Raw genomic sequence first — 22,916 nt, forward strand, 5'->3', positions numbered from 1 at the left:
CATATTGGTAGAAACCGCCATGAGTCCTCTCCAACCGACACTGCCGCAGATCACTGTGCTAGGCATCGGCAATCTCCTGTGGGCCGACGAAGGCTTCGGCGTTCGTTGCGTCGAAGCCTTGCAACAGCGTTATGAGTTCGCCGACAACGTGGCGCTGATCGATGGCGGCACGCAAGGCCTGTACTTGATCCAGCATGTTCAGCAAGCCGATTACCTGCTGATTTTCGACGCCGTGGATTACAACCTCGCGCCTGGCGAACTGAAGTTCATCGCCGACGACGATGTCCCCAAATTCCTCGGCATCAAAAAGCTCAGCCTGCACCAGACCGGCTTTCAGGAGGTGCTGATGCTCGCGCAACTGACCGGCCATTACCCGACACGCGTGCTGTTGATCGGTTGCCAGCCGGAAAACATGATGGACTACGGCGGCAGCCTGCGCCCCAGCGTCAGGGCCGCCATGGAAGGTGCGCTGGATGAGGCGCTGCGCGTGCTCGAAAGTTGGGGCGCGGCACCGCACAAGCGCGCCTCGCCACTCGCGGGTGAAGAGGCGGTGACCCTGCCGCACCTCGAACTGCAACGCTACGAAAACGAACGCCCGTCCGAACAGCAAGCCTGCCGGATCGGCGACGAACGCATCCTCGCCAGGCGCGCCTGATATGTGCATCGGATTGCCCATGCAAGTGATCGCGGCCGAGTTGGGCTTCGCCCGCTGCCGCGACCGCCACGGCGAAGAACGCCGTATCGACCTGTCACTGGTCGGCCCGTGTGCGGTCGGCGACTGGCTGTTGATCTTTCTCGACGCCGCCCGTGAACGCCTCGACGCCCAACGCGCCAGCGAAATCGACTCCACCCTGCGCCTGCTCGAAGCGGCCCTGTTCGGCACGGCCCCGCAGCCCGACAGCGTGCCGGGTTTCAGCCTGCCCTCGGCCATGAACGCCGAGCAACTGGCGGCCTTGTTGGGCCACGCGTCGCCACCCCTTGTTGCGCCTGCCGCGCTCACCCCACCTCAACCGTCAGTCAAGGACCCCACATGAGCGACTCCGCTGTTTTCATGGCGCCCATTCCCGTGACACCCGCCATCCCGGCCTTGATCAGCCGGCTGGTGGAGCAATTCGACGCGACCTGGATCGACGCCGACAACCTCGATGCCTGGCTTGCCGAAGGGGGCGACTGCCTGTTGCTGCTGTGCGGTGACCCGGTACGCCATCCCGAATGCCTGGACGTGGCCGTGGTGTTGCCGGAACTGCGCGTGGAAATCGCGCGCCGCCACCAATTGAGCCTGCGCCTGGGCGTGGTCGGTCGTGCCGATGAAGAAGCCATCGCCGCGCGCTTTGCCGTGCGCCGCTGGCCGTCGCTGGTGTGGCTGCGCGATGCGGGTTACGTCAGCACCTTCAGCGGCATGCTCGACTGGGACGAATACCTGCGCCTGGCGGAAGCTGCCGTCAGCCAAAGCAACGCGCGCATTCCATTGCTTGCCGGTGCCCCGGTCAGCGCCCTCGGAGGTTGCCAATGAACCACGATGCCAATCACCGCGATGCGCAAAGCCACGCCGTGGAGTTCGATCCGCTGAACTACATCCCCGTGGTGGATATCGGCCCCGGCTCGCAACCCGACGATGAGGACGTGCTCGAATACATCAGCATGCCTCAGGGCATGTATACCCATAGCATTCCGGTGCTGCCCGAACCTGAAGAGCTTGCGGCGCTGCCCGGTGCGCGGCACGCGTTGCAAGCGTTGCTGCAATGCCTGCGCGACTGCAATAACGGCCTGACCACGCAAAGCGTCGACCTCAGTGGCCTGGAAACAGGCGACCGCAAGCTGCTCGACCAATTGCTGGGCGAAGGCGAGGTCAGCGCGATCATTGCCGCGCAGCCGTCGTTGCGTATCCAGGAATCGATCTTCGCCGGCGTATGGCGCATCTACGGCCAGGGCTACGATCACGTCGAAGTGGGCGCGGCGCCTTCGCAACTGCGCGGCAATGCCCGCGCGGCGGCCCGACCGGCAGATTTCGACTTGTCGTCAGCGTTGCCGCTCGGCGTCATGAACGCTCCGGCGATCCTGACCGAGGTACAAGACCGCAGCCAACACTGGCAACCTGGCGATCAGGTGCATGTCATCAACCTGACCTTGCTGCCGTTGTCCGAACAGGACATCGCCTTCCTCGACGCCTACTTGCCCGCCGGCCCGGTGCGCGCCTTGGCCCGTGGCTATGGCAATTGCCTGATCAGCGCGACCCGGATACAGAACTGCTGGCGCATCACGTACTTCAACTCACAGGATGCGCAAATCCTCGACACCATCGAAATCACCGACCTGCCGGAAGTGATCTGCGCCGCCCCCGAAGACCTGGCCGACTCACTGGAGCGCTTCGAAGACGTTATCCAGTGGTTCGAAGGGCAGTGAGGTCACGATGAACGAAAAAACCGGCTTCGAAGGCAGCTACGGCGGCGACAACGCCCGGATCAGCGACGCCACCCGCCTGGAATGCAAAATCTGCTGGTGGGTGTATGACCCGCGCGACGGCGACCCGGTCTGGCAGATTGAGCCGGGTACGCCGTTCTCCGCATTGCCGGAGCATTGGCGTTGCCCGAATTGCGATGGCGATGCCGAGCAGTTCATGGTGATCGATGAACCTGTCTGAGCGCCAAGACGGCCCGGCGCAACAGGCACAAACCCTGTGCGCGCACTTCCAGGGCATCGCCGAGACACGCATGCGCGGGTTGCCGTTTCTCAATCAACAGCTGGCGGTCGAGGCGGTGGGCTTCAGCGCGCAAATCGCCGGGGAAAACGCGGCAACCGGGGTGCTGGGTGTTCTGATCACCCCTTGGTTCATGAACCTGATCTGGCTGCCGGAGAACCGCGACACACTCCTGGCCCAGGGGGCGTCAGGCGAACATCAATTTGGCGGGCAGTGCCTGACCTTCATTGGCGCAGACGGTGAAGGCATCGGTGGCTACGAGAGCTGTTCGCTGTTTTCACCGATGTTTGAATTCGCCGATCAGGACGCGGCCCGGCAAACCGCCGAGCAGGTGCTGGCGCTGTTGCGGGACGCGCCCGAACGCGCACCGGAACGCCCGGCCATCAGCCGCCGTGGCTTGCTGTTCGGACGCGTGTCCGGGGGGGCGCAATGATCGCCATGGCAGGCTTGGCACGGCTCGGCGGCTCATTGCGGGTGCGTCCCGGCCAGCAGCCCGCCATTGTCGGCGGGCGTCCGGCGCTGGCCGCCACCTTGTTGCGCGGCCAGCCGCCACAGACCGCCGCGCACCACTTGCCGTTGCTCTATAGCCTGTGCGGGCAAGCGCACCGCTTGACCGCAGCGTTGGCCGTCGACACCGCACTGCATGGCGAAACCCCCATCGACCCCAACACCCAGCGCATGCTGGAGGCCGAAACCCGCCGCGAGCATGTGCGGCGTATGCTGCTCGAATGGCCGCGGTTGCTGGGTAACCCGTCGGTGCGCCCCGATCTCAGCCAACTGCATGCCTGGGAACACGCCCCGCAACAGGCGATGTCCGCCTGGTTGGGCGAATCGGTGGCGCAATGGCTTGAACGATGGGACGCCGAGCCGTTCAGCGCGCTCGATGAGTGGAGCCAGCGCAGCGATCATTGGCTGGCGCACGCCCTGGCCGATTGTCGCGAGGATGCCCACGCCCTGCAACTGCCGGTGCATGCCCTGTCGCTGGCCGGCAACACCCAAGCGCTGCAGGTGGTGGCCGCCCAACTGCGAGAGGCCAGCGATTTTGCGTTGCATCCGGTGGCCTTCGGGCTACCCTGTGAGACGGGCAGTTGGACCCGCGCGCGTGAGGCCGACCCACAACGCTACGCCAGCGTCTGGCTGCGTCTGGGCGCGCGCCTCGCCGAACTGGCGCGGCTCTCGCTGCCACAGCCCGCTGGCTTGGCACTCGGCGCATTGGCGCTGGGGCCCGACGAGGCGTTGGCCTGGAGCGAAACGTCGCGCGGCCTGTTGTTGCACCGGGTCTGTCTGGAGCGAATGAATGCCGGTGTGTTGATCCGCGACTATCAGGTCATCGCGCCGACCGAATGGAACCTTCATCCCCACGGCGCGCTGGCCCAGGGTTTGGCGACGATGTCAGCCGGCGATCCGGCCACGCGACGTCGCGCTGAGCTGTTGATCGCGGCTTTCGACCCGTGCATCGGCTTCACCCTTGAGCTTGAAGCCGTACCGAGCGAGGACATTATTCATGCATGAAGTGAGTCTGGCGGGCGGCATTCTCAGCGCCGTCGAGGCGGCGGCCAGGCGCGATCCGTTCGTGCGGGTCAGCCGCCTGCGCCTGGAGGCCGGCAAGCTGGCCGGCGTTGAAATCGAGGCGCTGCGTTTCGCCCTTGAAGCACTGGCGCCCGGCACCTTGCTGGCCGGCGCGCAAATCGACATTGAACAACCGCCGGGCCAGGCCTGGTGCCTGGATTGCGCCATCAGCGTGCCGCTGATCGAGCGCGGTGCCGGCTGCCCGCAATGCGGCGGCTTTTGGCTGCAACCCACCGGCGGGACTGAATTGCGCATCCTCGACCTGCAGGTCGAGGATCATTAATCGTTTGATTTTGGAGGTACACCATGTGCGTCGTCTGCGGTTGCGGAACCGGGCATTCACACGACAAGACCGAAGCTCCGGCCACCGATAGCGATGTGCAGGTCGACGCTACCGGCGACCTGCATTACGGCGCGGGTCAGGCGCGGGTTTCAGTGCCCGGCATGAGCCAGGCCCGCACCATCCGCCTGGAGCAAGACATCCTCGGCGAAAACGACCGGCACGCCGCGCGTAACCGGGAAAACTTCACCGCCCACGGCGTACTGGCCCTCAATCTGGTGTCCAGCCCCGGTTCCGGCAAGACCACCCTGTTGTGCAGCACCCTCATGGCCCTGCGCCAACGCCGCGCCGACTTGCCGCTGGCGGTGATCGAGGGCGATCAGCAAACCCGTCACGACGCCGAGCGCATCCGCGAAACCGGCGTACCCGCGATCCAGATCAACACCGGCAAAGGCTGCCACCTCGATGCCCGGATGATCACCGAAGCCTACAGCCGCCTGCCGCTGCATGACGCGCTGCACGCGGCCGGTCACACGCATCAGTCGCCTATGCATAGCCACGTTGATCAGCAGCCGCACGCCCACGTACAGACTCAACAGCATCAACACAGCCATCATGCCCACGACGGCAGTGAGCCGGCCGGCATGCTGTTCATCGAGAACGTCGGCAATCTGGTCTGCCCCGCGCTCTGGGATCTGGGCGAGGCGGGCAAAGTGGCGATCCTGTCGGTGACCGAGGGCGAAGACAAACCCCTCAAGTACCCGGACATGTTCGCCGCGGCGCGCCTGATGATCCTCAACAAGATCGACCTGTTGCCGCACCTGGATTTCGACGTGCAGCGCTGCCTGGACTATGCGCGACAGGTCAACCCGCAGATCCAGATCATCCAGCTCAGCGCCCGCGACGGCACCGGGCTGGATGCCTGGCTCGACTGGTTGCTGGCCGGCGCCCCCGAGGTTGACCGACGTGCCGCGCGCATCGCCGAACTGGAAGCTGAACTGGCCCGCCTCAAGGCTCAGGTGGAGGCCCCGCATGCGTAGCGAAAAACTGCCTGGCGCGCAGGTCTGGCCGCCGGTGCTGGCCTGTGGCGCGTGGCTGAAGAACACCGCCTGCCTGTTGCAGGGCGATCAGGTGCTGTGGTCGCCACTCCACGGTGACTTGGGCGACCCGCAAAGCTGCCTGGACCTGGCGGCGTCGTTGGACGCTCTGTTGGCGTGCGCTGAAGTCACGCCGCAAGCCATCGCCCATGACTTGCACCCGGATTTCTATAGCTCGCAACTGGCGGTGACGCTGGCGGAAAAACTCAACGTGCCCGCCGTAGCCGTGCAGCATCACCACGCGCACATTGCCGCGCTGATGGCCGAACATGGCCTCGACGGCCCGGTCCTCGGCCTGGCGCTGGACGGCGTGGGCCTTGGCAGCGATGGCGCAGCCTGGGGCGGCGAGTTGCTCTGGGTGGCCAGCGATGCCTGGCGCCGACTTGGCTATCTATTGCCGCTGCCGCTGCCCGGTGGCGATGTGGCCGCCCGCGAACCCTGGCGCCTGGCCGCCGCGGCGCTGCACCTGCTGGGGCGCGACGATGAAATCCTCAGGCGGCTCGGGCCGCTGGTCGGCGAACAAAGCGCGAACACTGTCGCGCAGATGCTCGCGCGCAATCTCAACTGCCCGCCGAGCAGTGGCGCCGGCCGCTGGTTCGATGCTGCTGCGGGGATTCTCGGCATCAGCGTGCGTCAACAATTCGAGGCCGAGGCGGCCATTGCCCTGGAGCGTCTGGCCGCTGAATACCTGGCAACCCACGCCGAGCCCGTCGTCGACGGCCTGTGGCATCTCCGCGCTGACGGCGTGCTCGATCTGCTCCCGCTGCTGACCCGCCTGTTCGAACTCGCCGACAGCGCACGCAGCGCAGAAGGCGCGGCGCTGTTTCACCTGACGCTGGCCGCCGCTCTCGCTGACTGGGTCGAGCACCAATCCACCACGCTGCCGGTGCTGCTCGGGGGCGGATGCTTCGCCAATCGCCTGCTCAGTGCCCGGCTCACGCAACGATTGAGCGCCAGGGGCTTACCGGTTTTCAGCGCGCAGGCTGTGTCGTGCGGCGATGCCGGGCTGGCCCTGGGTCAAGCCTGGGTTGCCGCGCACTGGCGCGACCCGCAGCGCCAACCCGCTTTGCCATTGAAGGAATCCCAAGCATGTGCCTAGCCATTCCCGCACGCGTGATCGAATTGCGCGCCGGCGATAACGCACTCGTCGACTTGGGCGGTATCCGCAAGGAAATCTCCCTGGCGCTGGTGCCGCAAGCCCAGGTCGACGACTACGTGATCGTCCACGTCGGTTACGCCCTCGGCCTGATCGACCCCGAAGAAGCCCAGCGGACCCTGGCCATGTTCGAAGAGCTGGACCGCCTGCAACCGGAAGCCCTATGAAGTACATCGATGAATACCGCGACGGCGAACTGGCACAACGCATTGCCGAGCGCATCCGCGACGAAGTCCGGCCGGAACGCCAATACCGCTTCATGGAATTCTGTGGCGGCCACACCCATGCGATATCGCGTTACGGCGTGAGCGATTTGCTGCCCGCCAATGTCCGCATGATCCACGGCCCCGGTTGCCCGGTGTGTGTCTTGCCGATTGGGCGTATCGACCTGGCGGTGAAGCTGGCGCTGGAGGACGGAGCGATCCTCTGCAGCTATGGCGATACCCTGCGCGTGCCGGCGTCCGGTGGCCTCTCGCTGCTGCGCGCCAAGGCACAAGGCGCGGATATCCGCATGATCTACTCGCCCAGCGATGCGCTGAAAATCGCCGAGGCCAACCCCGAGCGTGAAGTGGTGTTCCTGGCCATTGGCTTCGAAACCACCACGCCGCCGACCGCCCTGGTGATCCGCGACGCCGCCGCTCGCGGCCTGAAAAACTTCAGCGTGCTGTGCTGCCATGTCCTGACCCCGGCGGCCATCGAGCATATCCTTGCGGCCCCCGGGCAAGATCCGGCGGCGGTGGAACTGGACGGCTTCGTCGGCCCGGCGCATGTGAGCATCATCATTGGCTCCGAACCCTACGCCGAGTTCGCCCGCCGATACCGCAAGCCGGTGGTGATTGCCGGTTTCGAACCGCTGGACGTGATACAGGCGATTTTGATGCTGGTGCGCCAGGTCAACGACGGGCGCGCCGAGGTCGAAAACGAATTCGTCCGCGCCGTCGGCCGCAATGGCAACAGCGCCGCCCAGACCTTGATGGACGAGATCTTCGAACTGCGTGAGAGCTTCGAATGGCGCGGGCTTGGCGAGGTGCCGTTCAGCGCCTTGCGCATTCGCGCGAAATTCGCCGCCTTCGATGCAGAAAAACGCTTCGACCTGCATTACCGCGCCGTGGCCGATAACAAAGCCTGCGAATGCGGGCCGATCCTGCGCGGCCAGAAAAAGCCCACCGACTGCCGCCTGTTCGGCAGCGTATGCACCCCGGAAAACCCCATGGGCTCGTGCATGGTCTCCAACGAAGGCGCCTGCGCCGCTCATTACGCCTACGGGCGCTATAAAGACATTGAGGTTGTTGCAGTATGACCGGCCGTTCCCCCGTAAAACGCGGTTATGTACGCCCCCTCAATTTTCGCGACGGCGTGGTCGATATGGGCCACGGTGCTGGCGGGCGCGCTTCGGCGCAGTTGATCGAAGAGCTATTTGTCGCCGCCTTCGACAACCCGTGGTTGCGCCAGGGCAACGATGGCGCCGCCTTCAGCCCGGAACTCAAACCCGGCGAACGCATGGTCATGGCCACCGACGCACACGTGGTGTCGCCGCTGTTTTTCCCCGGTGGCGACATTGGCAGCTTGTCTGTGCATGGCACCCTCAACGACGTCGCCATGGGCGGCGCGCGGCCGCTTTATCTCTCAGCCAGCTTCATCATCGAGGAAGGCTTTGCCCTCGCTGACCTCAAGCGCATCGTTGAGTCGATGGGCCGCGCCTCCCGCGATGCCGGGGTGCCGATCATCACCGGCGACACCAAAGTCGTGGAACGCGGCAGTGGCGACGGCGTGTTCATCAGCACCACCGGCATCGGCATTATCCCCAACGGGGTCGACACGGGCGGGCATCGCGCACGCCCCGGCGATGCGATATTGGTGTCCGGCAGCATCGGCGAACACGGTGTGGCGATCATGTCCAAGCGAGAAGGGCTGACGTTCGAGACCGAAATCCTGTCTGACAGTGCGGCGCTGCATGGCTTGGTGGCGCAGATGCTCGCGGTCGCTCCCGGCCTGCGCGTACTGCGCGACCCGACCCGAGGCGGTTTGGCGACCACGCTGAACGAAATTGCCGGTCAGTCCGGAGTCGGCATGCTGTTGGACGAAGCGGCGATTCCCGTGCTGCCGCAGGTTGAAGCCGCCTGCGAACTGTTGGGCCTGGACCCGCTGTACATCGCCAACGAGGGTAAGCTGATCGCAATCTGCGCCGAAGAAGACGCCCAGCCGCTGCTCGACTGTATGCGCCTCAACCCGTTGGGCGAACATGCGGTGCGTATCGGCACGGTCCTTGAAGACGCCCACGGTTTCGTGCAGATGCAGACCCGATTCGGCGGGCGCAGGGTGGTGGACTGGTTGTCGGGCGAACAGCTGCCAAGAATCTGCTGAGGCCCTGAAGCCCTGAGTCAGCAACCAACGGCGGCATCCTCCAGTTGCCGCCATGCGTTCCACAACCCTGCCAAGTCGGCAGGGGGTAAGGCTGACAAACGGCAGGACGGTGATAGCCCCCTCGGATGTGCAGCCGTCACGCCGCACATCATCCTCTGAGCGGCGTCAACGTTGCTCCAGCAGCATCGGCAGATACATATTTCCGATCACCAGCAACGGTCGCCGGTCCTCCACCAGCGACGAATACAGGGTCAACGAAAACACCCATTCCCCGCCATCCCGCTGCGGATTGGCCTGCTCGCGCCAGGTATCCACCGCCGTTTGCAGATTGCCCGCCGTACTGCTGTCGAGCGTCTGGTTGGGATACAGGTACACCGGCGTTTCCCCGACCAACCCATGGTTCGGTTCGAGTGGGTCGGTGGCCAGCTCGTAGGCATAGGCCACCCCGACGGTGATGCGTAGCCCGCCATTTTCCGCAGCGTCGCCGAACAGGCTGTCGAAGGCCGCCTGCAGGGCTGCGCTGATCGTGGCAGGGGCAGTCGCCAGCGGCACGCGCTGGTCCCAGGCATTGAGTGGGGTGGCCACGCTGGCGGCTTCGACCCGGTCGGTCTGGAACACGAACGCCGGATTGGTCGAGGGCCCGTCGGCACCCAGCAGTTTCTGGTTGCGCTGGACCAGGATCGAGCCCGTCGCGTTCTGCCAGCGGGCGACGTTGAGCCCAGCGAAGACCAGGCTGAAGGTCGGCCACGACGCCGGGACATGGACACCCGGCGCCACCTCGTAACGGGACTCGCTGGCCGAGACGCTTGTGCGCTCCAATTGCACCATCAAGCCCGCTGCGGTCAATGCCCAGACCTGCGGCCATTGCCCGTCGGGACCGACGCCGGCGCTCAGTGCCGTCAAGCCGAGACTGGCGACTTCGCGACTGGTCTGCGGCCCACCCCGGTCGGTGACCCGCGCCTGGAAGCTGAACTGATCGGTGTCCGGGGCCTGCAGGCGCGCATCCGGGCGGCTGTCGACCAGGCGCACGTTCCAGCTGCCGGCGACCGCACGGGCCAGATCGCGCAGCGTATTGGCTGCATTGCTCTGCACCGGCGTCAGGGCGCCGCTTTGCGGCAGGTCGCCGAGGATGTCCCAGAGGCCATCGGCCACGGCGATATAGCGCGCCAACTCGACGAACAGATCCACGTCGCTGACGGCCAGTCGCATCATCGGGTCGGGGCGCAGGTTGTAGCTCAGGGTCAGGTTGACGTCGTCCTGCTCGGCATGCTCGTGGGAGTAGGTGAAGCGGTGGTCCCACAGCGCCAGGCTGGCGAGGCTGACCTCGCTGTCTGCGCGCAGGGTACTGAGGGCGCGGCCGCTGCGCAGGCGCTGGCGCAGTTCGGCGTTCAGCGCGGTGGCACTGGCGCGTTGCTCGACGATCACCGGCAGCGCCGGGAAATCCCGTAGCGCAATCGGCACCGAGACTTCACCCAGGTCGACGCTCAACGCCGCTGGAAGGTCGCTACCGCCCAGCGGCGGGACGAAGGTCAGCCATTGCGACGCGGCATAGCCGTCGGGCAGGCCGGCGCTGGTGATATTGCGCTCCAGGTCGGTGATGCCGAAGGCCATGTTGGCGGTGACCGTGCGGTGGCTGGCGGGATCGGACTCGGTCAGCAGCAGGGTGATGAACGGCGAGAAGTCAGTCAGCCAGCACTTGCCTGCGCTCATGCTCCAGGAGCGTTCCTCGCCGCCGCTGGTGACTTCGATGCCGCCGTACATGTCCGCTGGCAGCAATGCACTGTGCGGGTCTTGCCAGGCCGACGCGACCTCGCGGTTCAGTTGCACCAGGGTCGAGGCACTCCAGGCCCGGGACAGGTTGACGCCCAGTTGCTGTTGCAGGGTGGTGGCCGCAGCCGCCTGGCCGGCGACGGCATCCGGGTCGCTGATTGCCAGGACCGGCTCCAGTCCCTCGGGAATAGCTCCGGCCAGTTGGCGCTTGACCGCCACCAGGTCGCTGAGGGTCTGACGGGTATCCGGGGTACGGTACAGCGCGGCGACGTTGCTGGCGCCGAGGATGCGGTCCATGTCCGAGAGGAAACGCCCGGCCCAGGGCTCCACGTCGATGCCCTGGAAGTCGTGCTGGCTGCTGGCTTGCGACAGCGTGCCGTCGGGCAGCAAAACGTTGAGGCCGACGCCCTGGCGACTGACCAGGCTCTTGTACAGCGGGGTCAGGGCAAAGAAGCGCGGCTGCGGACCCGGAGCACCGGGCACCGTGGTGGCCCCGGCGATGCTCAGGGAGCGGATCCCGGTGTCGCCGAAGTTCACCGCCCACAGATCGCGGCTGTCCTCCAGGGCGCGGCCGGTGGCGATACGCAGGTCGGGCAGGGCCGCACGCATGGCGGCGATAAAGGCATTGAAGGCCAGGCCGCCGCCCTGGTCCTCGGCCGCAGGTACTAGCGGCGCCGGGATCGGGCTGCTGCTGCGCGACACGCCTGCGCTGTTATCGGCGGCGAAGTCCGGGTTGATCAGCGCCGTCGGCCGGCTCAGGGTCAGGCTCACATTGAGCGGGAAGGCCGGCCCCGGATAAGGCCCGCTGGCACCGATCGGCAGGCGGATACGCATCCCGCTTGGCGGTACCAGGGCCGGTGCCGCAGCGGCGAACAACGGTTTGTCGGCGTTCGCCGGGGTTTCGACGATTTCCTGGGCATTGACCTGCACCCCGGCTTCGGCGAAGCGCACGATCAGGCTGTTCAGGCAGTCGTTGGCCTGGGTGACCACGCTGGCCTGGCCTTGCGGGGCATCTAGGCGGATACCGCTGGCGATCAGGTTTGGCGTACCGACGTTGGCCAGGGCGAAGGCTCCGGTGCTGACCCCCAGCAGCCCGGCAATCGCCGATGGTGCGGTGGCGCTGGCGAATTGCGCGGGGGCGCAGATCAGCAGGGCGCCCGGGTTCAGCGCCTGGCTATCGTCGCCCATGCCTGCCAGCAGATCCGCCAGGGTCGCCGCAGGCGCCAGTTGTTGCAGCTGGCTCAGGGTGACGGCCAGGCTTTGCCCGCTGGCGGCGGTGGTCAGGCTGTAGGACTGGCCGCCGACACGGATGCTCAGGGTCACGCCACCGGCCACGACCACTGGCATCTCCAGGTTGGCCGTGGCCAGGTCCAGGGTGTTCTGGGCGAAACGCGGGGCGATGGTGTCGAGGCTGTCGCCGCCCTGGATCGAGTAGGGCACCCGCACCTGTGCCGCGTCGCTCGGCCAGCTCACCCGGCCTGGCAGGGCGAAGGCGCCGTCCGCCGGCACCGCGAGATCCGGGTTGGCACCCAGCAGCAGTTCCGCCGGGCAGGCGTGGGCATCGGCGAACTGGTGCAGCGTCTGTGCGCCGTCGGCGCTGATCCCCGCACCGGCGTTGAAGTCGCCCAGATACAACAGCGTGCCCATCTCGAACAGATTGACCGAGCGGGTATTCAGCGCCGCCAGGGCTGCCTGGTCCAGACCGCTGCCGTTGTGCCCCAGGCTGTCGTCGTTGCCCGCGACCCAGACCGTGCTGGAAATCAGCTGGTTGGCCTGGAAGATCGCCGGCAGCGCCTGATGGCTCTGGCCCAGGTCGGTGACGCTGATATTCACCCCGAGGGCGGCGAAGGCGGTGCAGACCTGCGCCAGCGAGCGGATCGGCGCCGGTGCATCGGCCTCGGTCACCGTGACCGACACCTGCTCGGCCTCGGACACCGCGACCGAGAAGGTGATGCCCGGGGTGAGGATGGTCAGGCTGGCGTTATCCCCGGCCAGCAACCCCGGCAGGGTGCCGAGGAGATTGGCCAGGGTCGCCAGGTTGGCGCTGCCGTCGGCGGTATTGCGGGTCAGTGCAGGCGACACCTTGAGTACCGCGCCGCTGCGCAGCGGCAGCTCGCCGTTCTCGCGGGCAGCGAGCAACGCCTCGGCAGTGATGCTCGGCCAGCCGCTGGGGCGGGTGATAGCGGCGATGCTCTGCGCCGTGTCGTTTTCGGCGAACAGCGCATAGGCCGGGACCTTCAGCAGGGCACCGACACCGAACAGGGCCTGCATTGGCACTTGCGCGTTGGCCAGGGCCATTTCCGCGTAGCGCAGGCTGTAGTCCTCGGCCAGCGAGGCGAGGGTGGCATTGGCCGGGGCACGTGCGGCACCCAGGCGCGATGCGCTGGCGCTGAAGGCCTGGGACGCGGCGGCGAAGCGCCACAGCGGTTGCTGGTCGATACCGTGGGCGGCGCTGATGTCGAGGCTGGTTTCCACCGCCGCGCTCAGCGGCTGGCCGAGTTGGTAGTAGGCCTTGGCGTAGGCTTCGGCCTGGCGCTCGGCGGTTTGCGCGGCCGCATCGCCGGGCTGGCTTGGCGACGGCATCACCGTGGCCGGGCGCGCCTCCAGGCTGATGCTCAGGGTCACCTGGGCATCGCTGACGCTGACCGCCCAGGCACTGACCTGCGCCGGCCAGTCACCGACGCCCAGCAATGGATCGGTATAGCCGCTGGGCAGGCTGACCTGGCCCTGGCCAGCGGGGTTGGCGCCGGTCTGGTTGCCGAAGATGTCCTGCAAGTTCAGCTCGACCAGGGCCGAGGGCAGGCTTGTGGCCCAGCCGAAGCCGCGATACGGGTCGTCGTCCGGGCTCGGCAGGCCGAGCACCCGCGGCAGTGGCGACGGTGTGGCGAAGCGGTACAGCGGCAGGATCTGCTCATACAGCCAGTACGCATCCCGTTGGGTGAGGCTGAGACAACCGAACTTCGCCGGGCTGATGCTGATCGTGTCCGCCAAGGGCAGTGGACAGGCCACCGGCGCCGAGTACTTGATCGGCGTCTGCCTGGCCATGGCTTCGGCCTTTTTCTACGCCGTGGCGGCGGCGATCACCAAGCGCCTCAAGGACTTGCCTTGGGCGCCGATGGGCATCACGTCGAAAGTTTTGATAGGCGCGGTGGCCACCTGGTGTGCCGGGCACGATGACCAGCCCTCGGCCGCACGGTGGAACCCGCCTTGTTTTAACCCGCTGTTAGACGATGGAGCGCTGCGTGTTCTTCATCACCTTCCAGCATGGACTGGAGGATCTCGGGGCCGCTCCGACTCAGGAGCGATATTTTCATAGTTGATCCTTGGTGTTCCGGGCAGGGTTGCGGGTGAGCGAAGGGCCTAACGGGGCGTGCCCAGTTCGCGTATCTCGTCGTAGCGAGCCTGCAGTTCCTGACGCTGTTGCCTGCGTAACTGGCCCTGGGCGTAGCGACGGCGCTCGGTCAGCGTGTCAGGCAGCAAGGGGCGCACGGGGCTGGGGCGCCCAGCGGCGTCGACGGCGACCATGGTGAAGTAGCAACTGTTGGTGTGGCGCACGGTACGCTCATGGATATTCTCGGTCATGACCTTCACGCCGATCTCGAGCGAAGTGCGTCCGGTGTAGTTGACTGACGCCAGGAAGGTGACCAGTTCGCCGACGTGGATCGGCTCCTTGAAAATCACCTGGTCAACCGAAAGGGTGACCACGTAACGGCCTGCATAGCGCTTGGCGCAGGCGAACGCCACTTCGTCGAGCATTTTCAACAACGCGCCGCCATGCACGTTGCCGGAGAAGTTGGCTTTGTCGGGGGTCATGAGCACGCTCATGCTCAGTTGGTAGCTGCCGGGTTCCATAGTTTCCTCATCACGGTAGGCATTGTCAGGGGCCCTTGTCGCCATGTAGGTCTGGCGCTTGAGGCTTTGCCTGGGGCGCATGACGTTAACAGCCAGCCGATGGAAGTAGCTATGTAACGAAGTGAAAGAGTGTATTTCGAATAAGTTAATAATTTACCGCAGTGCGTGTATATTTTAGCGCTAGGTATAATTTAATTTTGTAAAATAAGAGCGGATGATAAAGTGCGCTGAACACAGGGCGCCTGTTATTGGGCTTTATTGTTGCATTATCTGAAATTACTATTTGCGTCGGGTGAAATAATGCGTCGCTATACCACAGTTTTAAGCAGCTTTATGTTGGCATTGATTATTCCGCAATTGACCCAGGCCGCCGTTTTCGGTTGGCAGGAAAAGGCACTGATTCAACCTGAGCAAGGGAGTGTGGAGGTCGAACTTAGTCCCACTTCGCCGAAGTCTTCCATTGAAGTTCATGACCTCGTTCTATTCCAGAAAAATGGTGAGAATTGGGCGCGTTTCAGTGTACCGGTGATGCACGCATTGACGGGCACGACCGATTTGACGCTGGAGAGGAAAATACTGCGCACCGAAAAAACCAAAAGCGCCTTTGGCAGCACTCAGCATCAGTTGGTGCGGATGTCGCTGTGCCTGGGTGACAAGGTATACGCCGAGGACCTTATGCTGAAAACCCACAGCAAAGGTGGTTCGCCGGTCAAGCTGGGGCGTGATGTGCTTGCACACCTGGGCTTGGTTGATGCGTCGCGATTCGACACCCTCAAGCCTGATTGCAAGCCGTGATACCGCGCCAATCAGGCGTCGGGGGAGCCCCGGAGCCTGATTGGCGATGATTTACTGGTTGAGGATCCCGCGATCCCAGTTCTGCTGATTCCTGCGCGCGTCCTGTATGAACGGCGACCACTGGATCAGCTTGAGCACCACCCGGTTCAGTAAGCGGCCTGGTAATGTCAGGGGCCGCTGCACATCCAGGAACAGCACCACGCGCCGCTCGTCAGTGTCGTTCCAGACCTGATGCTTGTAAGTGTCGTCGAATACCAGGCAACTGTCCTGCTGCCAATGGTGGACCTCATCACCCACCTCTATACGACACTGTTCGGCCTGTTGCGGGATGATCAACCCCAGATGCACCCGCAGCAATCCGTTGTAAGGCCCGCGGTGGGGCGGAATGTGCTTGCCGGGGCTGAGAATCGAGAAAAACGCGGTGTACATGCCCGGGATGGCCTCGATGGCCTGGGTCGTTTGTGGGCACTGGGCGCAATTGCCGTCGATCTTGTAGCCATAGCCGTAGAGGAAGAATGTCTTCCAGCGGTCGTCCTGGGTCAGTCTGGCCTGGTCTTTGGATATCTGCTGAAAACTGGGAATGGCATCGCTGTTGCGCAGCACGGCATCGAGCTCGGCGCGAATCACCGCCGACCGGGATTCCAGCTCCCGGGTCCAGGCGAAGATGGCCGGGTCAAAGAACGGCGTGTTACCCACCGTAGAGCTGCGCCGTATCAGATTTTCAAGGCGTTTGATGATCCACAGGCCGATGGCGACGCTGGGACGATGTTTGCGTTTTTTCTTGGGGGTCAAAGCCGTCTTCCTGGTGCTCATGGGAAATATCCTGTCGGTTTCATGTATGAGGTCGTTGTTTCAACAGCTTCCACAGCAGCGGCCAGCAGAACACCAGCGGATAGCGGCGCAACCGTTCCGGCTGTTTGATCGGCTCGCCCCAATGGCGCTCCAGTTTCCAGATGGCGTAATCCACTGCGCCCTTGACGGTAAACAGCGATTTGATCAGACGCACCAGGTTCAATGCCCGGCCCTGAATGCGCCGGGTCCGCCAGTGCCGCGCCTGCCGTCGCTGCTGTTCAGCGGTGCTGTGGTTGATATACAGCTCGTCGGTCATCGACCCGGCAAAGCCAACGCCATCGACCTGGGCGGCCGCGACCAGGAGGGCGGCGAGGTAGCCTTGATTCTGCTGGGTAATCAGTGCCGGGCGGTTGCTGCTTTCGGGCCGCAGTTCGCTGCCGTAGGTAAAGCTCAACGCGCGGGTCCAGAACGTGTCGCTGTTGAACAAGGGAGCTTGCAGGGAGACCGTTTCGCTGATCATGCGCAAGGCCGCGCGGCACACCGCTCGCTCCACGCGCCGTTGGATGGCGGGCGTGCGGCTGAACACCAGGCGGCTAGGCTGGGCAAAACGCGCCCACAGGTAGCTTTGAAACCAGCTATGGGTGCCTTGTTCAAAGTCGCTCACCGAAAGAATGGCGCACTTGGCGCGCAGGGTTTTGCCGGCGGTATCAGTGGCCGTGAACAGAAACACCGTGGGCGGCAGCAGGGCGTTGGCCCATTGACTGAGCCGGGAGGTGTGGATGTCCTGGTAGTGATCCACCAGGACGTACAGGTCGATCAACCCCTCATCGGTGGTGCGTGTGCGCAGGCAAGAACCGTAGAACAGGATCGCTGAGATGCCTGCGCCGAACCGCGCCATCAGCGCTTCAGTCAGTGCGTGCAGGTCTTGGTCCACCGGGCGCGCCAGTTCACGGCTCACCAACTCGAACAGGGGGAGTGTCGTCGGGTCCCGTTCAATCTCGATCATGGAATGTCCTTACAAGGTGATGAAGCGCACGGGCGGGCTGGCCTTGATTTCCAGTGTTCCGGTCACCGGGAATATCTCGCCGTCCAGTAGGTATTCGTGCAGGTGGTCAATGCTGGCGTGCTGGGCGTTGTGGCTCAGGTAGCCCGGATCCTGGCGCATGGCCGCGCTGGGTCGCCCGCGCAGTACGGCGGGCAAGGCCCGGCACAGGCGGGCAGGGGCCTGGGCAATGGCGGTCAGCCGCATGGGCTGGTGCTCGGCGCCCCAAAATGGCGTGCTGCCCAGCAGCAATTTGTCGAGGGTGGTGGCCAATACCAGCAGCCATGGCGCCTCGCGTGTCGTGCCGTTCACCGTGATAGGGGCGTTGACGGTCGGCAGCAGATGGCTGGCCGTGCGGGAAAACAACGCCAGCAGCATGCGCACGAAGGCGGTCAATGGCCCTGCCAGCCCCTTGAGGCCGGTGGGGCGAACCCGTTCATGAAAATAGCGAACGCCGGTGACGATTGAACCCGCGCCAAAGAATAGGCCGCATTGTGCTCGCCGGGTGTGCGAGTCAGACACTTGCAGTACAGCCGTGGGTTTCTCCCGCGCGGTGTGGTCGTCATGGGTCAGCCAGCGCGTCAGTGCCTTGATTGCCCTGAGTGGGCTGCCACGCAACCCGATGGCATTGGCACTCATGTTGGTGGTGCCTGCGGGGACGATGAACACCTTGGGGACTTTCGCCCCCGGGGTTTGCAGCAGGCTGGTGAGCGCCGCCTGCAGCGTGCCATCCCCGCCCACTACGACCAACAAGTCGTTTTCCATCAGCGCCCAGCTGGCGATGGCAGTCTCGACCTCGGCCGGGGTGCGCACCTGCGCGACGCGGGCGCGGGGCAATCTATGGATCAGGCGGCACATGCGTGCCTGCTGGCGACGGACGCGGCCGCTGAGGGGGTTGATCAAAACGCCGATGCATCGTGGCTTAGCAATTGAAGGTGGGTTGATGTTCATGACGTTGCCTAGGCGTTTCGGTCGAAGCGATAGACCAGCATCAATGCCGCGCCCAGAATAAACAGCGGTGGCAACAAGGTGGTCAACAGCGGATTCAGGGCAAACAGCAGCCCCAGGTTGACGATGATCTGATTACCCACATAGGTCAGCAGACCGACGACAGCGCCCACCGCCAGGCGGCTGCCCATCCCGGGGTCGCGCTGTTGCACGAAGGTGAAGGGTACCGCCAGCAGGATCATCGCCAGCGTCAGGATCGGCCGGCCGAACTTCTGCCACAGGGCGATGCTGTACTGATCGACCGGTTGATCGGTGGCCTTGAGAAAGTGGATGTAGCGGCTCAACTGCTTGATGGAAAAACTGTCGCTGGGCAGGGTCAGTTCCTTGAGATGAATACTGGAAAAGATTGACGTCCATTGCAGGCTATCCAACTCGCGGACCGTTTCTTCGCCGTTGCTCCATTGCTTGAAGTTGACTTGGTTGAGCGTCCAGCTGCCGTCCTGGGATACGCTGGCATTGTCGGCGTGAATGTAACTGACCAGGGTGTTGTCCGGGTTGTAGTGGAATATCTCGATGCCCATGGGCCGGTTGTGCGCGGCCACGCTGTCGATCCTGGCGATTTCATTGCCGCGCCTGGCCCACAGCGTCCCCTTGGCATTGACTGCCTCATCGGAACTGGTGATGGCGGCGTTGCGCATCTGCAGGCCGCGCTGCTGCAACGGTGAGGCCACCCATTCATCCAGTGCTGCCAGGCTGGCGGTCAGCAGCACGCCTGCGGTAACGGCCGCCAGGGCAATACGCACGATGGACACACCAGCGGCGCGCAGGGCCGTGAGCTCCTGGCTGACCGCCAGTTGGCCCAGGCCGACGATGCCGCCCAACAGGGCGATGAAGGGCCCCAGGTCGATCAGGCGACGGGGCAGCGTCATCAGCACCACCGCCACCGCCTGGGTCCAGCGGTAGCCGCCAGCGCTGACATTGTCGAGTTCGCTGATCAGATCAAAAGTCGTGAACAACGGAATCAGCAGTGCAGCGGCAGCACCGAAACCCACGAACACGTTCCTGACCAGGTAGCGACCCCAAAGGCTCATCGCGAAAACCTCGGCAACAGCCGCAGGTCACGAGCCATCAAGGCCCCCAGACCAACCAGCATCAGCAGGGGGACCAGCCACAGGCCCGGGATCAGGGGCAGGGCGGTATTGGCTACCAGGGTGCGGCACAGGTTGCCGGCATAGAAGATCACCGTAAACAGGATCGCGATCGGCAGCAGGGTTGAGAACCGGCCTTTGCGTGGTGCGGTCCGGCTCAGCGGCACGGCCAGCAGGGCCATGAGAATGGCATTCAGGCCGCGGCTTTCACGCCATTGCAGTTCGGCTTTGTCCTGGGGCATGGCCGACATGGCCAGCATCGCGCTGGGGGTGGATTTGCGCTTTGACTCATCGGTCGGTTCTACCGGCTTGAGGTGTAGCAGCAACGCTTTGTAATTCAGTGTGCTGTCCTTGCTGCCGCGATGCTCCAGCGTATAACTGGTGCCCTGTTGCAGGGTCAGCGCCGGCGTCGTGGGGTCGGGATCGGTAATGGTCGCCACGTTGGCGCGCAGCACGCGGCTTTTGCCTTCGGTCGGGTCGTAGATCAGCGCGTCGGTGAGCTGGTTGGTGTCCGGGTCGATGTGCTGGGCCAGGATCATCCGGCCGTTGTCATCGTTGAGGTTGAAGCGTTGGGCCTGCAGGTGACTGACGTCGAGGTCGGAGCGCGATTGCTGTTCCAGTTGATAGGTTTGCGTATAGGCCCAGGGCCGGCCGTAGAACGACAGCGCAGCCACCGCCAGGGCCAGCGGTGTGGCGATGATCAGAATGGCCCGGTAGATACGCAACGGGCTGGCGCCGGACGCCAGGATGGCGGTGATTTCCGAGTCGTTGTATAGCCGACCCAGCGCGATGGCCACCGAGGCATACAGCCCTACGGGCAGCAGCATCTCCAGCGCGATCAGCACTTTGTAGAAAACGATGTCGAGGACCACCCCCAGCGCCAGGGTGCCATTGGCGGCCTCCGTCAGGTAGCGTTCGGCCGAGTAACTGGCGAAAACAAAGGTCAGGAAGCCAACCATCATCGTCACAGGACGGCGTACTTCGGAAATGATGTAGCGCTCGATCGTAAGCATGTACCGCAAGCCTTCAACGCGGCATCAGCCGTGCACAGTAAAAAGGGGAATGAAGCGGGTGAGTCGGTCAGGCCGCAGGGCGCCCGTGGTCCTTGGCCATCTCGCGCAGGGTGCGTTCCACCAGCGCGAAGTCGTTGGCTGAATCCACATCCACCGCCGCTTCCGGGAAGGGCATGACCACAGCGCCCACGCGTGCGCCGAGCACCCGGGAAAGCTGGTTCAGCGCATGCTTGAGGGACAGTTCGCCCAGCAGGTAGCGCACGGTAGCCAGCGGGCCCAGCGCACGGGCCACAACTTGTCGGGGACGCTTGCGCGCTTCTTCCATGCCACGCCAGTACTGCGCCACCTTGGCACCCTGTGGGGTGAGGAAGGCGAACAGGTTGCTGCCGCAATACGGGCCACCCTTGAGCCGGATGGCCGTTCTGGCCGTGCCGGGGAATCGTTGCAGCACTGTCTCCAGGGGCGTCACGGCAACCGCCACGTCACAATCCAGGGCGGCTGCCTGGGTGAGGAAGTAGTCGACCATGTCGCCGCGCAGCAAGGCATGGTCGGCGGTCGTCACCAACAATGGCCAGTGTTGTCGCCTGGCCAGGCCATGGGCGACGCTTGCAGCCGGGGTTGCCTGGGGTTGCAGAAAGCTCAACTGCTCGCTGAGGATCATCGACCGTACATGGAGGTCCTTCTCCAGCAGCGCCAGCGAAGGCCCGATCAACGTTACCCGGCCAACCTGGGCGCTGTCGTGCAAAGCGCCCAGCACACGGTGCAGCATCGGCACCCCTGCGATTGGCGTCAGCGCCTTGCAACCCGCCGAGCCCAGCGCAGCCACCGGGTCATGGCCATGGCGATCCGCACCCAGCACCAGCGCGTCGAAACGCGGTGGTTCAAATTGCTTTTTCATACAGGCGATACCGTTTGTAGGGGGCGGCACCGATGCGATCCAGAATCGTCCGCATACCGGTGTTGGTTTCCAGGATCCAGGACATTTCCAGTGCTTCGATGTCACGTTTTTCGAACGGCGCCTTCAAGGCTTCGATCAGCAACAGTGCGATGATCGGCCCCATTCGGCTGAACTGGTACTGCTGTCGCACGCCCATCAGCGGTACCCGCGCGGTGCGTACGCCACTGACTTTCAGACGCCACAATAATTTGGCCCAGCCCAATGGCAGCAGGCGCCCATCCAGGTCGGCGATGGCTTCGTTGATGTTGGGCAGGGCAACGATGAAGGCACAGGGCTCACCGTCGACCTCGGCGATATAGATCATGTCTTCGGGCACCAGGAATTTCAGTTGCGCGCCCATCTCGTCGAACTCACGTTCGGTGAACGGTACAAACCCCCAGTTTTTCTGCCAGGCATCGTTGAACACGGCGCGTAGTACCTGCATTTCCCGTGCGAAATGCTTGCGGTCAAGCTGCCGGATGGTGACTCTACCGCGCATGCAGTCCATCAGTGATGTCAGCGCCGGGGTGAAGGACAGGTCGGTGCGTCGCATCCAGTAAGCCAGCAGGTCCATGCCCTTGGCGTAGCCTTGCTGCTCCAGGCGTGCGGCGTAGTAGGGCTTGCCATGCTCCATCAGCGCCGACGGCGGTGTATCGAACCCGTCGACCAGCAGGCCGCTTTCCTGATTGATGTTCAAGCCAAACGGGCCGGTGATTCGGTGGGCGCCCTGTTTGCGCAGCCAGGTCTCCGCCGTATGAGTCAGCAGGCTGAACACTGCCTCGTCATCGATGGCGTCGAGCATGCCGAAATGGCCGGTGTCCATGCCGTGTAGATCACGATGCAGTGAATCCACCTGAGCGGTAATGCGGCCCACCACTTCACCGCCGCGTCGCGCAATCCAGGCCTGCCAGTGAATGTGGTCCGATGCCGGGTTCTTCGCCGACAGATGCTCGATACGTTCCACATGCAGGGGTTGGACCCAGTGGGGATCGTCTGCGTACAAGTGGGAGGGCAGGGAGATGAAGGCTTTTAAACCAGCCTTGTCGCTGACCTGTTCTATGGAAATCATGGCTGACCTAAATCCAACTAACTTCGAGGGGGTGTTAACTTAATTAACGTAACGCACGGTTGATCACCGCAAATGCGGCGTAAATGAAACCGCTATTAACTAAGTTTGTATATAAAATCTTCATCGCTGTTTCAGATGGCGGGTATCTGATAAATGAATAGTCGTTCAGAAAACAACTCCTGTTAATCTTCGCGCCGAATTTGATTCAATCAGAATTTGAACACTGCGCAGGTAACAATCGCTTGCTGGCTGCGGCGCAGATGCGCTGTTTCCTATCTTATTGTCGCCTGATAAATGCATCGGCCAAATGAAATGTTGCGGGTGGATTTGCCGTCATGCGATCAGGCCGAAGGTTCTCATCTAATGGCTGTGCTGTATATGTCAGA

The 22,916-nt window shown here is 64.0% G+C and carries 23 protein-coding genes; 14 read left to right on the forward strand and 9 right to left on the reverse strand.

Annotated elements, in window-relative coordinates; all coding sequences use genetic code 11:
• Positions 1-19: 19 nt before the first annotated feature.
• From C5F70_RS08815 to hypE, 13 genes are read left to right on the forward strand one after another with little or no spacing between them, the layout of a single operon-like run.
• A complete protein-coding gene (locus C5F70_RS08815) occupies positions 20-655 on the forward strand; it encodes a HyaD/HybD family hydrogenase maturation endopeptidase (protein ID WP_026139853.1) in 636 nt (211 codons plus the stop codon).
• Positions 656-674: 19 nt separating this feature from the next.
• On the forward strand, positions 675-1,034 hold the full coding sequence (locus C5F70_RS08820; RefSeq protein WP_234427191.1) for a HypC/HybG/HupF family hydrogenase formation chaperone: 360 nt from the start codon (positions 675-677) through the stop codon (positions 1,032-1,034).
• Entirely contained in the window at positions 1,031-1,513 is a 483-nt protein-coding gene (locus C5F70_RS08825; protein WP_104903119.1) for a hydrogenase, read from the forward strand. The genes C5F70_RS08820 and C5F70_RS08825 overlap by 4 nt, the downstream gene beginning before the upstream one ends.
• Complete coding sequence (locus C5F70_RS08830; RefSeq protein WP_052743351.1) at positions 1,510-2,403, forward strand: hydrogenase expression/formation protein; 894 nt, start codon at positions 1,510-1,512, stop codon at positions 2,401-2,403. Before C5F70_RS08825 ends, C5F70_RS08830 begins: the two co-directional genes overlap by 4 nt.
• A 7-nt stretch (positions 2,404-2,410) precedes the next feature.
• Positions 2,411-2,641 (forward strand): rubredoxin, encoded by a 231-nt coding sequence (locus C5F70_RS08835; protein WP_017845597.1) that lies wholly within the window; start codon positions 2,411-2,413, stop codon positions 2,639-2,641.
• On the forward strand, positions 2,628-3,131 hold the full coding sequence (hybE, locus tag C5F70_RS08840; protein WP_104903120.1) for a [NiFe]-hydrogenase assembly chaperone HybE: 504 nt from the start codon (positions 2,628-2,630) through the stop codon (positions 3,129-3,131). The genes C5F70_RS08835 and hybE overlap by 14 nt, the downstream gene beginning before the upstream one ends.
• Positions 3,128-4,210 carry a HoxV gene (locus C5F70_RS08845; protein ID WP_104903121.1) on the forward strand — a complete coding sequence of 361 codons (1,083 nt, stop codon included), beginning with the start codon at positions 3,128-3,130 and terminating at the stop codon, positions 4,208-4,210. The genes hybE and C5F70_RS08845 overlap by 4 nt, the downstream gene beginning before the upstream one ends.
• The gene (locus tag C5F70_RS08850) at positions 4,203-4,550 is read left to right on the forward strand and encodes a hydrogenase maturation nickel metallochaperone HypA (RefSeq protein ID WP_046383285.1); all 348 of its coding nucleotides are present in this window, start codon (positions 4,203-4,205) and stop codon (positions 4,548-4,550) included. Before C5F70_RS08845 ends, C5F70_RS08850 begins: the two co-directional genes overlap by 8 nt.
• 23 nt (positions 4,551-4,573) lie before the next feature.
• Positions 4,574-5,587 (forward strand): hydrogenase nickel incorporation protein HypB, encoded by a 1,014-nt coding sequence (gene hypB, locus C5F70_RS08855; protein WP_104903122.1) that lies wholly within the window; start codon positions 4,574-4,576, stop codon positions 5,585-5,587.
• Positions 5,580-6,743 carry a hydrogenase maturation protein HypF gene (locus C5F70_RS08860; protein ID WP_104903123.1) on the forward strand — a complete coding sequence of 388 codons (1,164 nt, stop codon included), beginning with the start codon at positions 5,580-5,582 and terminating at the stop codon, positions 6,741-6,743. The genes hypB and C5F70_RS08860 overlap by 8 nt, the downstream gene beginning before the upstream one ends.
• Complete coding sequence (locus C5F70_RS08865; protein WP_017845603.1) at positions 6,734-6,967, forward strand: HypC/HybG/HupF family hydrogenase formation chaperone; 234 nt, start codon at positions 6,734-6,736, stop codon at positions 6,965-6,967. The genes C5F70_RS08860 and C5F70_RS08865 overlap by 10 nt, the downstream gene beginning before the upstream one ends.
• Positions 6,964-8,100: a hydrogenase formation protein HypD gene (gene hypD, locus C5F70_RS08870; protein WP_079443710.1), complete on the forward strand. Its 1,137-nt coding sequence runs from the start codon at positions 6,964-6,966 to the stop codon at positions 8,098-8,100. Before C5F70_RS08865 ends, hypD begins: the two co-directional genes overlap by 4 nt.
• A complete protein-coding gene (gene hypE, locus C5F70_RS08875) occupies positions 8,097-9,164 on the forward strand; it encodes a hydrogenase expression/formation protein HypE (RefSeq protein WP_046484092.1) in 1,068 nt (355 codons plus the stop codon). The genes hypD and hypE overlap by 4 nt, the downstream gene beginning before the upstream one ends.
• A gap of 165 nt (positions 9,165-9,329) precedes the next feature.
• On the opposite strand, the gene C5F70_RS08880 is transcribed toward hypE, so the two are convergent.
• Positions 9,330-13,979 (reverse strand): hypothetical protein, encoded by a 4,650-nt coding sequence (locus C5F70_RS08880; RefSeq protein ID WP_256588378.1) that lies wholly within the window; start codon positions 13,977-13,979, stop codon positions 9,330-9,332.
• 315 nt (positions 13,980-14,294) lie between these two features.
• A complete protein-coding gene (locus tag C5F70_RS08890; protein ID WP_017845634.1) occupies positions 14,295-14,786 on the reverse strand; it encodes an acyl-CoA thioesterase in 492 nt (163 codons plus the stop codon).
• A 300-nt stretch (positions 14,787-15,086) separates the two neighbouring features.
• Between C5F70_RS08890 and C5F70_RS08895 the strand changes: the two genes are divergently transcribed.
• A complete protein-coding gene (locus C5F70_RS08895) occupies positions 15,087-15,581 on the forward strand; it encodes a RimK/LysX family protein (protein WP_104903124.1) in 495 nt (164 codons plus the stop codon).
• 51 nt (positions 15,582-15,632) lie between these two features.
• Here C5F70_RS08895 and C5F70_RS08900 read toward each other — a convergent pair whose 3' ends face one another.
• The 7 genes from C5F70_RS08900 to C5F70_RS08930 form a co-directional block, all read right to left on the reverse strand.
• A complete protein-coding gene (locus tag C5F70_RS08900) occupies positions 15,633-16,394 on the reverse strand; it encodes an aspartyl/asparaginyl beta-hydroxylase domain-containing protein (RefSeq protein ID WP_017845636.1) in 762 nt (253 codons plus the stop codon).
• A gap of 19 nt (positions 16,395-16,413) precedes the next feature.
• Complete coding sequence (locus C5F70_RS08905; RefSeq protein ID WP_104903125.1) at positions 16,414-17,379, reverse strand: hypothetical protein; 966 nt, start codon at positions 17,377-17,379, stop codon at positions 16,414-16,416.
• A 9-nt stretch (positions 17,380-17,388) separates the two neighbouring features.
• Positions 17,389-18,318 (reverse strand): diacylglycerol kinase family protein, encoded by a 930-nt coding sequence (locus tag C5F70_RS08910; protein ID WP_158243610.1) that lies wholly within the window; start codon positions 18,316-18,318, stop codon positions 17,389-17,391.
• Positions 18,319-18,374: 56 nt separating this feature from the next.
• Positions 18,375-19,454 (reverse strand): LPS export ABC transporter permease LptG, encoded by a 1,080-nt coding sequence (gene lptG, locus C5F70_RS08915; RefSeq protein ID WP_046484133.1) that lies wholly within the window; start codon positions 19,452-19,454, stop codon positions 18,375-18,377.
• Positions 19,451-20,524 carry an LPS export ABC transporter permease LptF gene (gene lptF, locus C5F70_RS08920; protein WP_104903126.1) on the reverse strand — a complete coding sequence of 358 codons (1,074 nt, stop codon included), beginning with the start codon at positions 20,522-20,524 and terminating at the stop codon, positions 19,451-19,453. Before lptF ends, lptG begins: the two co-directional genes overlap by 4 nt.
• Positions 20,525-20,591: 67 nt before the next feature.
• Positions 20,592-21,422, reverse strand: coding sequence for a nucleotidyltransferase family protein (locus tag C5F70_RS08925; protein ID WP_046383321.1), 831 nt, complete (start codon positions 21,420-21,422; stop codon positions 20,592-20,594).
• Entirely contained in the window at positions 21,406-22,530 is a 1,125-nt protein-coding gene (locus tag C5F70_RS08930; RefSeq protein ID WP_017845642.1) for a hypothetical protein, read from the reverse strand. The genes C5F70_RS08925 and C5F70_RS08930 overlap by 17 nt, the downstream gene beginning before the upstream one ends.
• Positions 22,531-22,916 lie beyond the last annotated feature (386 nt).

It is taken from the genome of Pseudomonas sp. LH1G9 (assembly GCF_002949975.1).
GTDB classification, from domain to species: Bacteria; Pseudomonadota; Gammaproteobacteria; order Pseudomonadales; family Pseudomonadaceae; genus Aquipseudomonas; species Aquipseudomonas veronii.